Here is a 12,275-nt window from a genome sequence, read left to right as displayed (position 1 = left end):
ACGCCCCTGCGCCCGAGCGATCTGACGGCACCGAGGGTTCCGTGGTGGAACGGATTCCGATCGAGTCTGAGCACTACAGCGGGCACATGGCTGACGAACGCGTGCATGGGAACGGTGTCTTTCACCTAGTCGGACCAAGCGGGGAGGATACGCAGCTGCGAATGGCCTAGGCAGCAGTCACCGGACAGGCCATTCGTCAGATGTGATGCCTAACGTCTTTGACAAGCAGACCGATTCAGGAAAGTTCGGGAGACGCCATGCCCAGACCACACCGCCGACTGGCGAGCACCTGCATCGGTACGGTGACGGCCGGACTGCTGGCCACCGGGGCCGCGCTCGCGGCGCCCGAGCGGGAGCAGCCCAAGGGCTCCGACGTCGCCATGGGCGCGTTCCTCGACTCCGGTCCGCCGGGAGTCGCCCGGATCCCGCAGCTCTCGCGCTGGCTGGGCGGCAAGGAGATCCGGGTCGGGCACACCTATCTGCCCGGGGACCGGTGGGCCCGCATCGAGGCCCCCGACTTCCTGGAGGCCTGGGCCCAGTGGCGCCGGGCCAAGGCGAACCGGCTCTTCGTCCTCAACGTGCCCATGCAGCAGCACAACGAGGACCACGTCCCGGACCGCCAGGTGGCGCAGCTGATCCGGGCGGGCGCGCAGGGCGAGTTCGACCACCACTTCCAGCGGCTCGCCGAGAAGCTGGTGGACCTGGGGCTTCCCGACACGGTGATCGTGCTCGGGTGGGAGATGAACGGCGCCACGTACACCCACCGCTGCGCGCCGGACCCGCAGGGCTGGAAGGAGTACTGGCGACGCATCGTCAACACGATGCGCTCCGTGCCCGGTCAGGACTTCAAGTTCGATTTCGCCCCCAACCGCGGGTCCGACGCGATCGGCTGGACCAAGTGCTACCCGGGCGACGACGTCGTCGACATCATCGGCATGGATTCGTACGACCAGGCTCCCGGCCGGACCTTCGACGAGATGGTCAGCCAGCCGTACGGACTCCAGCAGCACGTCGATTTCGCGAAAGCGCACGGCAAAGAGATCTCGTACCCGGAGTGGGGGCTGTTCCGGCACGGGGACAACCCGGAGTACGTGCAGCGCATGCTGAAGTGGATCGGGCAGCACAAGCCGCTCTACCACACCATCACCGACTACTGTCCGCACGGCGTGTGGCAGTGCAAGCAGAACCCGCGGTCCGCGAAGGCCTTCCGTGCCGCGCTCGCCCCCGAGCGGCCGGGCCCGGTGATCCCGACCCCCGTGGTGCCCACTCCGGTCATCCCCACGCCGGTGGTCCCGACCCCGGTGGTCCCGACGCCGGTCGTGCCGACGCCGGTCGTACCGACCCCGCACGTCCCGACACCCGAGATCCCCGTGCCCTCCCCGGCGGTCCCGGCGCCGGACGTCCCGGTGGTCCCGACCCCGACCCCGACCCCGGCTCCGAGCACGAGCCCCGTCCCAGGGGTGCCCGACCCGGCCCCGGAGCCCGTGCCCGTGCCCGTGCCCTCGCCGGCCGTGCCCTCGCCCGAGGTCCCGGCACCCGATCCCGTCCCGGTCACCCCGGAGCCGGTCGAGCCGAGCCCGCAGGTCCCGGCGCCGGAGAGCCCTTCCCCCGAGCCGGTTCCCGAGCCCGTGCCCTCGCCGGCGCTCCCCTCGCCCCAGACCCCGGCGAGCCCGAGCCCGGACCCCGTCCCGGTCCCGGTGCCGAGCCCGGTGGTCCCGAGCCCGGTGGCGCCGAGCCCGGTGGTCCCGACGCCGGAACCCGTCGAACCGCCCGCCAACAGCACGGAGTGGTGCGTGCCGATCAACTTCGGCGAGTGGCTCTCCAAGCTGCTCGGCAAGCAGTCGGTCTGTGTCAAGATCGACTGGGGCAAGGACTCCGGCTTCTGGCCCTGGTAGAGCCGTCATCGGACCCGCAGCTCATTGAGCCGAGCCCGCCAGTCCCGGGCGGCCGGCAGGGCCTCGCGCAGCGCGTCCACCGCCCGCTCGCGCCCCGCCACCTGCGATTCGTGCAGGCGGAGCAGGGGCGCGAGCGCCGTCCTGGCCAGCAGGAACCGCTGGTTGACGACGGTCTCGGGCCGCCAGTGGTTCTTGTACGGCTCGTTGCCGCGCAGGAAGCTCACCACCGGGCGGCCCTCCGCCAGTGCGCGGCCCGCCTCGTAGCGCAGCAGCAGCGTCGCCACGTCCACCTTCCGGTTCCGCAGGTCCGGGTCGGCGCCGTACAGGTAGCCGCCGCTCAACGCCCCTGACAGCAGCGTGACGTTGGCGGCCACCACCTTGCCGTCCAGCCGGAACTCGGTCAGCCGGCCCTCGCCGGCCCTCACCATCCGCCGGGTGGCCCGGGTCAGGTGCTCGGCGAAGCGGGGCCTGAGGTGCTCGGGGGTCACCCCGCGGCCGCGCCACTGCTTCTCGTGCAGCCGCAGCAGCGTCCGCACGGCGCGCGGCACCTCCTGCTCGGTGACCTCGCGCTCCTCGATGCCGGCCGCGTCGGTCTTGCGCAGCTTGGCCCGGACCCGCTGGGCGCCGGAGGCCGGCATCCGCTTGACCAGCTCGTCGAACGGCAGGGCGGGCAGCTCCATGCAGGTCGAGTCGGTGAGCGTGCTGCGGGTCCCGGGCCACTGCCTGTACAGCGCCTCGGCGGCGGCCCCCGGCCGCACCTCGCGCAGGTCGACGACGGCGCCGCGGGCCGCCCGGTGCAGGCCGTGGGCCAGCGCGGGGACGACCTGGTCGGCGTACTCCGCGTCCACCAGCACGTCGAAGTAGTCGGTGATGCCGCCGCCGAGGGGCACCAGCAGCGGCAGCGGCCGGTGGACGAGCATCAGCGCGCACGCGCCGACGAGTTCCCCGCCGCGCCGTACGAGCACGATGCGCAGCCGCCCGTCCCGGCCGTACGAGAGCCACCAGGAGTGCAGCCAGGCGTGGCTCTGGAAGGGGGTGGCGGTGGGACAGGCCCGCACGAGCCGGCTCCACGGCTCTTCGAGCGCGGCGAACTGCCGGGGGTCGCGGCACAGCGTCACCGACAGGGCCCCGGTGGAGCCCGACGTCATCGCACGGACTCCTTCTCCTTGGTCTCGGTGTGCTCACCCTGCGCGGGCAGGGAGGCGTACTCCTCGACGACGGGCTGCTGCGGCCCGGACCGCCGGCCCCGGCCGGGCCGGGCCAGCAGCCACAGCCCGCCGAGCAGCCCGCCGGCGCACAGCCCGACGGCCCCGCTGATGGCCGCGGACGGCGAAGCGGGCTCGCTCGGCGCGACGGCCTGGCTGAACAGCAGCAGCTGCACGCCGGTGTTCTTCGCGGCCTGGTTGCTGCTCAGCGAGAGCGCGTCGGCGACGGCGTTGGCGATGTCCGCGGCCTCGCTCGGGCTCTTGGAGGTGCCGGTGACGGCGATCATCGGTGACTCGGGGGAGGTCTCGGCGCGCACCTGCGTACGGAGCCGGCGGGCGTCGACGCCCGCGCGGGGCTGGGCGTAGGCGAGGGTGGAGCTGCTGGTGGCGATGCGGGCGTACGCCTGGGCGAAGCCGAGGGCGGTGGCCGGCTCGGTGGTGTCGTCAGGGACGGCGACAACGTAGCTGGTGGCGGCGTACTCGGGTGCCTTGAGCACGCCGTACGCCCCGCCCGCGGCCAGCCCCAGCACGGCGGCGGCGGGCAACGGCCACCACGCGGGCGGCGGCAGCAGCCGCACCCTGCGGCGACGGCGGTCGGTCTTCTTCTGATCGGCGGTGTCAGCCATGTGCCTGTCTCTTTCCTGGTGGAGGGGGTTGGTACGGGTCCCGCTCGGGGACCCCTGCGGGAGCCGGGTCACCCGGCCCCCGACCGGGCCGAATCGCCCGCTTGCGCCGGAGCCTGCGGAACCGGGCCCGCGGCCTGGGCGGCGCCGCCCCGGCTGTCCGGCCCGCGGCCGGACGCCGGACTCACCACGGCGGGTTCCGGTCCGGGGCCCGGCCGTTCGAGCCCCACCGGGGGCAGGTCCGGGCCGGGCCCCGGCGGCGCGGGGTCCGTGGCGGGGGCGGCGCCCCGGCCCACCGGCGTGGGGTCCGTGGCGGGGGCGGCGCCCCGGCCCACCGGCGCGGCCGGGGCCCCGGCGCTCCCGGACGCGGCCGGCCCGGCCTCCGGAGCCGGCTCCGCCCCGGAGCCCCTCCCGGGGGCACCCGCCGGAGATGACGGCACGGCTTCCGGGACTTCGCCGCGGGAGGACAGGGTCACCGTCGGGGCGGGTGTGAAACCCCGGACGCTCTGCCCGGAGCGGACGCCCTGCCCGGCCCGGGCGTCCGCGCGGTCGCGGGTGCGCTGCGCCAGGGCCAGGCCGTAGACGGCGAGGAGCCGGTCCGCACTGCCGGCGATGTCGTAGCGGCGGACCACCGGGGGCGGCGGCAGCCGGCGCGCGCCCGCCTCCATGTGCCCGCGCAGGGCGGCGACCAGCTCCTGCGTCCCGGTCCCGATCCGCCGCGCCCCCGGCGCCTGCGCGGCCGGGAGGTCGTCGACCGCCGGACAGGTGACGTGCAGGACGGGCAGCCCCGCGGCCAGCGCCTCCACCACCGCCAGCCCGAACGCCTCCTCCCGCGACGGCGACACGAACACGTCCATCGCGGCCAGCAGCGCCGGAATCCCCGGGGACCGCGCGTCGGCGCCGTCGCCCAGCGGGTCGCGCTCGCCCAGCAGGTGGATCCGGCCCTGTGCGCCCAGTTCCGCGGCGAGCCGCCGCAGCGCCGCCCGCTCCGGGCCGTCCCCGACCAGCATCAGGTGCGCTCCGGGCAGCGCCGCCACCGCCCGGACCAGCGAGTCGAACCGCTTGCCCGGCACCAGCCGCCCGACGCCGCCGACCACGAAAGCCCGCTCCGGCAGCCCGGTGCGGGACCGGGTGGCCCGGCGCACCCCCTCGTCGAAGCGGAAGCGCACGGCTTCGATGCCGTTCGGTACGACGTGCACGCGCGCGGCCGGCACACCCCACTCCGCCAGGCGCGCCGCCACGGTGTCGGACACCGCCACGGTCGCCGCGCCCAGCCGTTCGGTGGCCAGGTACAGGCCCCGGACCCCGCGCGTCAGCGGCCGGCCCTCGATCTCGCGCTCGCCGAGGGAGTGTTCGGTGGCCACGGTCGCCCGGACGCCCGCGAGCCGGGCCGCGAGCCGCCCGTACACGCAGGCCCGGTACAGGTGGGTGTGCACGAGGTCGTACTGCTCGCGCCGCATGAACCGCACCAGCCTCGGCAGCGCCCCCAGGTCCCGGTTGCCCTGCATCCCCAGGTGCACGACGCGGACCCCGTCGGCCCGCAGCCCCTCGGCCACCGGCCCGGGGTTGGTCAGCGTGAGCACGTCGCAGCGCATCGGCAGGTGCCGCAGCAGCAGCCGCAGCTGCTGCTCGGCGCCGCCGACGCCGAGCCCGGTGATGACGTGCAGAGCCCGTACGGACTTCACCGCTGCACCGCCCGGCGCAGCTCCTGCATCCGGTGCCGCAGCTGCTTGATCCGCAGCCGGCGGGCCCCGTCCGCCTGGCTGACATGGGTGCGCGGCAGGGCGTGCAGGCCGGCCAGCCGGCCGGGGTCGATGGCGCAGGCGTACCCGTACCCGGCGGCCCGCGTCGCGTCGACGACCCGCGCGTCGAGGTGCCCGTACGGGTAGCAGAACCCCTCCGGCAGGGTCCCGGTCAGCTCCCGGATCAGCTCGCGGCTGCCGCGCAGCTCCTGCTGGAGGACGTCGTCGGCGGTCGCGGTGAGGTCCTGGTGGAGCAGTCCGTGCGAGCCGATCTCCTGCCCGGCCGCGGCGACTTCGCGGATTCCCTCGGCGGTCAGCAGGGACTTGCGCGGGCCCAGCGGGTCCCACACGTTGTCGACCCCCAGCCGCCCGGGCAGGACGAACAGCGTCGAGGTGCAGTCGTGGCGGCGCAGCAGGGGCAGCGCCCGGGTGAGGTAGTCGGTGTAGCCGTCGTCGAAGGTCAGCCCGACCAGCCCGGCGGCGCGGCCGGCCGCCCGGGCCCGCAGCAGTTCGCCGACGGACACCCCGCGCAGGCCCCGCGAGCGCAGCCACAGCAGCTGGGCCTCCAGCGTGGCCGGGGTGACGGTGATGCCGTACGGGTCCTCGGCGGGGTCGGTGAACTCGGCGACCGAGTGGTACATCAGGACCCACGGCAAGGCGGTCCGGCGGGCGGGGGCCATCGTGGCGGCCGGCGCCGTGCGGGTGTCAGCGGGCATTGCGGAACCTCTGGGTCATCTGGGCGATCTGGGCGGGCAGGGCGGTGATCTCGAGCGCCCGTATGGCCATGCCGCAGGCGCCGAACATGGCCGGGACGAGCAGGCAGCCGAGTGCGGTGCTGAGCAGCGGGTCGGGGATCATCGGCCCGGCGATCCAGCCGGTGCCGCAGGCTCCGACGGCGGCGACGGAGAGCCGTCCGATGCTGAGGGCCACCCGGCGGACCTGGATGGCGACGATCCGCGAGCCGAGCCCGGTGAGCAGCAGGACGGCGGTGGTGGAGATGCCGGCGGCGTTGGCGCCGGCGATCCCGTACGTGCCCCACCAGCGGACGGCGAAGGCCCCGGCCACGATGTTGACGAGGAGTCCGGCGCCCATCGCGAGCGCCGGGAACCAGGTGGGCCGGGCGGTCGAGAAGAAGGGCCGGGACAGTGCCCCGACGAGACAGTGGCCGAGGAGGCCGAGGGCGTAGACCCGCATGACGTCGGCGGTGGCCAGGGTGTCGCGGTGGGTGAAGGCGCCGCGTTCGAAGAGGACCTGGATGATCTGCGGGGCGTACCCGATGACGAGGGCGCTGCCCATGAGGACGGCGAGGGAGGCCAGGGCCAGGTCCTGTTCGACGCGCCGCCGGGCCTTCTCCCGCTCTCCGCCGGCCATGGCCTGGGCGACGACGGGGAAGGTGACGGTGCAGATCATCAGGGAGAGCACCATCGGCATCTGCGCGACCTTCTGCGCGTAGTTCAGGTGCGAGATGGCCCCGGGGGGCAGGGAGGCGGCGAGGAACCGCTCGACGAGGACCTGCGACTGCCGGAACACCGCGAAGAAGATCACCGGGGCGATCAGTCCGAACGCGATGAGGGTGGGCCGGTCCCGGTCGCGCTGGCTGCGCGGGGCGCCCTCGGCGCGCGGCGGCCCGAAGCCCACGTTCCGGATGAACGCGGGCAGTTGGACGAGCGCCATGAGCATGCCGCCCACGGCAACGCCGGCGGCGGCGGCCCGCACCCCCCACACCGCGTGGAGGGCGATCATCGTCCCGATGATCCCGACGTTGTACGAGACGTAGATCGCGGCCGGCGGCACGAACGAGCGGTGCGCCCTGAGCGCGGCGCTGAAGTACCCCGCGATCCCGAAGGACAGCACGGTCAGCGCGGTCATCCGGGTGCACTCCACGGCCAGCGCCGGATCGGGCAGTCCGGGCGCGAGCACGGCGACGACGAGCGGCGCGGCGACGACGAGCACCGAGGCGACGGCGGCCAGGAACAGCGTCAGCCGCGGCAGGCTCGCCCCCACGAGCATCCGTACGGGGTCCTGGGCCCGGGCCTCCTTACGGGTGAGCCCGGCCCGGGTGGCCGCCCGCCGGGCCAGGGCCTGGCTGAACGCGGGCACCATCAGCAGCGCCATGGCGTCCTCGATCAGCAGGGTCGAGGCCATCTCGGGCACGGTCCAGGCGATCAGGAAGGCGTCGCTGTCGTGCCCGGCCCCGAAGAGGTGCGCGATGGTCTGGTCCCGGAACAGCCCGAACACCGCCCCGGCGGCGGTCAGCCCGGCGGTGACGGCGGCGGCCTTGGCCAGGAACCGCCCGAGCGGGGCCGGAGCCGGACTCCCGCCCGGGGAGGTCCCCCGGGCGGCGGCGGCCGGGTCGTCCCCTCCGGGCCCCGGGCCCTCGGGCAGCCCGCGGCGCGCGGCCCGGGCGGCCACCCGGACCCCGCGCTCCGCTCGGGCCCCGGGCCCGTCCGGGTACCCGGACGGGGCCGGGGTGCCCGCGGCGGTCGGGGGCCGGGGTCCGGTGGAGCCGTGCGGGCCCGCCGGGGAGGGCGGGCCCGCCCTGCCCGGGACGCGGGCGGGGCCCGCCCCGGCCGGAGGGCCGGAGGCGGGCCGCCAGGGCGTCGTATCGGTCACCGGCCGTCCGCACCCGGAACGGCGCGCGGTGCAGCCGCGAGGCCGGTGCGCCCGCCCGCGGCAGCAGCCTCGCCCGGACCGCGTCCCGCGCGCGGGGCCGTGCGGGGCCCCGGCCGGCCGGGGCCGCCGGGAACCGCGTCGTCCCCGGAGGGCGACGGCAGCGCCCACCAGGCCGCCAGGCCGATGATCACCCCGGTCAGGACGGTGGACGGGCCGCCGATGTCCGCGTACAGGAAGTCGGTGAGCTGCCAGACGAACAGCCCGATCGCGATCAGCCCGCAGTCGCGCAGCGCGGAGCCGCCGGTGACGCACCGCCGCAGGCCCGCGACGAGCAGCGCCGCCCAGCCGCCCGCCAGCGCGGTCAGCCCGATCAGCCCCTGCTCGCTGAGGACCAGCAGGTACATGTTGTGCGGGGAGAGCAGCGGCTGGCGGATGTACGCCTGCCCCGCGCCGGCGGTGTCGCTGCCGGAGGACAGCCCGAGCGAGGAGTGCCCGTCGCGGTTGGCCGGGAAGCCCTTGAGGCCCACGCCGGCCGCCGGGCGCTCGCGCCACATCGACTCGGCCGCGGCCCACATCGTGTAGCGGTCGGTCACCGACTGGTCGGGGGCGCTGGAGACCTGGGTGATGGAGGTCAGCCGCTCCGCGACCATCTCGGAGCCGACGCCGAGGCCGCCCACCAGCACCACGCCGGCCGCGGCCAGTGCGAGGAGGACCTTCAGCGCGCGCCGGACGCCCGCCAGCACCATCACGAGCACCGCCGCGCCGGCCGTGGCGATCCACGCACCGCGACTAAACGACAGCACCAGCGGCACCACCAGCACCAGGGCGGCGGCCCCCGCCGATCGTCGCACCCGGGCCGGCAGGCCCGGGGCCAGCGCCGCCGCGGTCGCCACGACCAGCCCGTACGCCACGACCGTGGCCATACCCATCACGTCGCCGGGGCCGAAGGTGCCGACGGCCCGGACGTCCTCGCCCTGGTACGAGGCGCCGGTGTGGGTCGCGTACTGCACGACCCCCACCGCGCCCTGCACCAGCGCCAGCACCACGAAGCACCCGGCAGCCAGCCGGAACTCCCCGGCGTCGCGCACCAGCAGCACGATCGCCGCCGGGACCAGGACGAACACCTGGAGGTAGCGCACGAAGCCGGGCAGCGCCGCGTGCGGGTCCCCGGCGGTCACGGTCGCGACGGCCAGGCCCACGGCGGGCACGCCGAGCACCAGCACGGCCAGGGGGCTCAGCTCCCGCACCCGGCCGCGCAGCGCCTGCACCGCGCACACCACCACCAGCACCAGCGAGGCGGCGTCGGCCGGGCCGACCTTGCCGGAGGTGCTCGCGTCACCCGCCGCGATCGGGGCGAGCAGCAGCAGGACGGTCGCGGCGAGCGGCAGCAGCGGCCAGTGGCGCCGCAGCAGCCCCGCCGCGTCGGGCCGGGCCCCGACCGGGGACAGCGCGAGGCTCATCAGCTGCCCCCCAGCCGGAAGCGGAAGAAGGAGGCCGCGGTGCGGGCGAGGATCCACAGGTCCTGCCACAGCGACCAGGTGTCGATGTAGTGGTTGTCGAAGCGGGCCCGGTCCTCGATGGAGGTGTCCCCGCGCAGGCCGTTGATCTGGGCGAGCCCGGTGATGCCGACGGGCATCCGGTGGCGGGCCTCGTAGCCGGGGTGCACCGCGGCGAACTTGGCGACGAAGAAGGGCCGTTCGGGGCGTGGTCCGACCAGGCTCATGTCCCCCCGGACGACGTTCCACAGCTGTGGGAGCTCGTCCAGCGAGGACTTGCGCAGGAAGGAGCCGACGGGGCTCATCCGGTGGTCGCCCGCGACGGTCCACCGGGTGGCGGACTCGTGCTCGTCGGCGCGCAGGGTGCGGAACTTCAGCAGCGTGAAGGAACGCCCGTAGAGGCCGACCCGCTCCTGACGGAAGATCACCCCGGGGCCGTCGGTGATCCGTACGGCCAGTGCGCACGCGCCCATCACCGGCGCCGCGACGATCAGCGCGAGTGCGGCCAGCACCCCGTCGACGGCCCGCTTCACCCAGCGCTCCACCGGCCTCGACGGGCGCGGCAGCAGCGGCTGTACGGCGTACCCCCACAGCTGGTCGGCAGGCTGGGCGACCCGCATCCCGGTCACCTTGGCGGTGCCGGCCGGGTCGGCCAGCCAGAGCCGGCAGCCGTGGTCGTGGAAGAGCCGGACGAGGGAGGCGGTGCGCTCGTCGGCCTCCGGCGGGCGGGTGAACACCGCGTGCCGGACCGAGTTCTGGATGACGGCGCGCCGGACGTCCTCGTGCGTGGCGAGCACCGGCACGCCGGCGCCGCCCTCCTCGGCGGAGCCGGTGTCGGCGAGCCCGACGGGCCGCAGCCCGTACTCGGGGCGCCCGTGCAGGGCGGCGGCGACCGCGCTCGCCCCGGCGCCGGGGCCGACGACCAGGGCGGACGCGGGCCGGCGCCGGGCGGAGCGGCTCCGGAGCCCGTTGGCGAAGCCGCGTCCCGCGCAGGTCAGGACGGTCTGCAGGCAGACGGCGGTGAGCAGGGCGTACCAGCCCAGGGCCCGGCCGGGTGCCGCGGCGGCGGTCACGGCGGCGACCCCGCACCACAGGACGGCGGCCCGCCCGGCCAGCGCGGGCAGTTCGAGCAGTGCGGAGGGCGCGAGCCGCGGCCGGTACAGCCCGGCCTGCGCGTGCAGCGCGGCGGCCAGCACGGCGACGGGGGCGGCCGCCTCGGGCGGCAGCGCAGCCCCGGGCCGGGCCACGGCGGCGGTGGCGAGTACGGCGGCCAGCCCGTCGGCGGTCAGCAGCGGGACGACCCCGTCGCGGCGCCGGACCCGCTGCGGCCGCGCCAGGGGCCGGGCCGGGTCGGCCCGTGGCCGGCGCGGGGGGTGGATGGCGGTCACGGACCGTCGGACGGATGCGGTGCCGGCGGTGCCGCCGGCGGGCCCCGTGCCGCCCTGCCCCGTGTGCCGGGCGGGTGCGCTGTCCATCGTCATCGGCTGATGCGCTCCTGGTTCAAGGGCCGGGGCCTGCCCAGCAGTTCGTGGTACAGACCGGTGACCGCGTCCGTGGTCCGCCGCACGTCGAAGTCGGTCCGGGCGTGCTGCTGGGCCTGCTCCCCGAGTTCGGCGAGCAGCCGCGGTTCGGCGAGCAGCCGTCCCAGGGCCTTGGCCAGGGCCGTCGGGTCCTCCGGCGGTACCAGGCAGAGCCGTCCCTGGCCGGGCGGCAGGCTCTCCCGGGCACCGCTGACGTCGGAGACCAGGACCGGTCGGCCGCAGGCCATGGCTTCGAGCGGGGCGAGCGCCATGCCTTCCCACCGCGACGGCAGTACAACGAGATCGGCGGCCCGAAGCCACGGTCGGATGTCGGGAGCGGCCCCGGCGAAGAGCACTCCGGGCGGGGCGCTGCGACGCAGCCGTTCGGTGTCGGGGCCGTCGCCGACGAGCACGAGACGGGCCTCGGGGAGGTTTCCGAGGACCTCCCGCCAGGCCCGGAGCAGGATGTCCTGGCCCTTCTGGTGGCAGAGCCGGCCCACGCAGACGGCGAGCGGTCCGTCCCCCAGGAAGGCGGCGGGCAACGGGAGTTCGGTACGCGCCCGGGACCGGTCCGCGTTGCGGTCGGGGCCCCCGGGGCGGAAGTGGTCGAGGTCGACGCCGTTGCGGATCACGGACCAGTGGGCGGTGATCCCCTCGGCCTCGCCGGCCCGGCGTTCGGATTCGCTGACGCAGAGCACCCGGTCGGCCCAACGGGCCCCGAACCGCTCCCAGCGCAGGGCGAGCGCGGCGGTGGCTCCGCCGACGGCGTCGAAGGACCAGGCGTGCGGCTGGAAGACGGTGGGCACGGCGCCGCGCACGGCGAGCCGTCCGGCCAGTCCGGCCTTGGCGCTGTGTGCGTGCAGGACGTCGGGCCGGACCAGGCGGATCACCCGCCGGGCGCCGAGCACTTCGGCGGGCAGTTCGGGTCCGGGCGCCCGGCCGGCCCGCCAGGTGAGCACCTCGGCGCCGGCCGCACGTGCGGCGTCGGCGAGCAGCCCGCCGCGCGGACAGCCGACGGCGGTGCGCAGGCCGGCGGCCGTCTGGGCGCGGACGAGGTCGACGACGACGCGGGCGACGCCGCCGTCGACGGGCTGGACGAGGTGCAGGACGGACAGGGGGCGGGGGATCGGGGGCTGCGCCGGGGAGGGCTGCGCAGGGGGAGGTTGTGTCGGCACGCGGAG

At 75.9% G+C, this 12,275-nt stretch carries 8 protein-coding genes and 1 pseudogene; 1 reads left to right on the top strand and 8 read right to left on the bottom strand.

From position 1 onward, the window contains the following. Positions 1 to 257 precede the first annotated feature (257 nt). Entirely contained in the window at positions 258 to 1,895 is a 1,638-nt protein-coding gene (locus ACIPK4_RS01520; protein WP_402308406.1) for a glycoside hydrolase family 26 protein, read from the top strand. Between the two features lie 5 nt (positions 1,896 to 1,900). Here ACIPK4_RS01520 and ACIPK4_RS01515 read toward each other — a convergent pair whose 3' ends face one another. The 8 genes and pseudogenes from ACIPK4_RS01515 to ACIPK4_RS01480 form a co-directional block, all read right to left on the bottom strand. Next, positions 1,901 to 3,043: a GNAT family N-acetyltransferase gene (locus tag ACIPK4_RS01515; protein WP_402308403.1), complete on the bottom strand. Its 1,143-nt coding sequence runs from the start codon at positions 3,041 to 3,043 to the stop codon at positions 1,901 to 1,903. Further along, entirely contained in the window at positions 3,040 to 3,726 is a 687-nt protein-coding gene (locus ACIPK4_RS01510) for a lipopolysaccharide biosynthesis protein (protein ID WP_402308400.1), read from the bottom strand. The genes ACIPK4_RS01515 and ACIPK4_RS01510 overlap by 4 nt, the downstream gene beginning before the upstream one ends. A gap of 563 nt (positions 3,727 to 4,289) precedes the next feature. Then, positions 4,290 to 5,408 (bottom strand): annotated as a pseudogene (locus ACIPK4_RS01505) (glycosyltransferase); the annotation flags it as partial. Next, positions 5,405 to 6,181 carry a polysaccharide deacetylase family protein gene (locus ACIPK4_RS01500; RefSeq protein WP_402308397.1) on the bottom strand — a complete coding sequence of 259 codons (777 nt, stop codon included), beginning with the start codon at positions 6,179 to 6,181 and terminating at the stop codon, positions 5,405 to 5,407. The pseudogene ACIPK4_RS01505 and the gene ACIPK4_RS01500, both read right to left, overlap by 4 nt. Next, on the bottom strand, positions 6,171 to 8,078 hold the full coding sequence (locus tag ACIPK4_RS01495; protein ID WP_402308394.1) for a lipid II flippase MurJ: 1,908 nt from the start codon (positions 8,076 to 8,078) through the stop codon (positions 6,171 to 6,173). The genes ACIPK4_RS01500 and ACIPK4_RS01495 overlap by 11 nt, the downstream gene beginning before the upstream one ends. After that, on the bottom strand, positions 8,075 to 9,538 hold the full coding sequence (locus tag ACIPK4_RS01490; protein WP_402308391.1) for an O-antigen ligase family protein: 1,464 nt from the start codon (positions 9,536 to 9,538) through the stop codon (positions 8,075 to 8,077). The genes ACIPK4_RS01495 and ACIPK4_RS01490 overlap by 4 nt, the downstream gene beginning before the upstream one ends. Further along, positions 9,538 to 11,055 carry an exopolysaccharide biosynthesis polyprenyl glycosylphosphotransferase gene (locus ACIPK4_RS01485; protein ID WP_402308388.1) on the bottom strand — a complete coding sequence of 506 codons (1,518 nt, stop codon included), beginning with the start codon at positions 11,053 to 11,055 and terminating at the stop codon, positions 9,538 to 9,540. Before ACIPK4_RS01485 ends, ACIPK4_RS01490 begins: the two co-directional genes overlap by 1 nt. Next, on the bottom strand, positions 11,052 to 12,269 hold the full coding sequence (locus tag ACIPK4_RS01480; RefSeq protein ID WP_402308384.1) for a glycosyltransferase: 1,218 nt from the start codon (positions 12,267 to 12,269) through the stop codon (positions 11,052 to 11,054). Before ACIPK4_RS01480 ends, ACIPK4_RS01485 begins: the two co-directional genes overlap by 4 nt. Between the last annotated feature and the right edge of the window lie 6 nt (positions 12,270 to 12,275).

Source organism: Streptomyces sp. NPDC086989 (assembly GCF_044745505.1).
Classification (GTDB): domain Bacteria; phylum Actinomycetota; class Actinomycetes; order Streptomycetales; family Streptomycetaceae; genus Streptomyces.
This window is presented reverse-complemented; position numbering and strand designations above follow the sequence as displayed.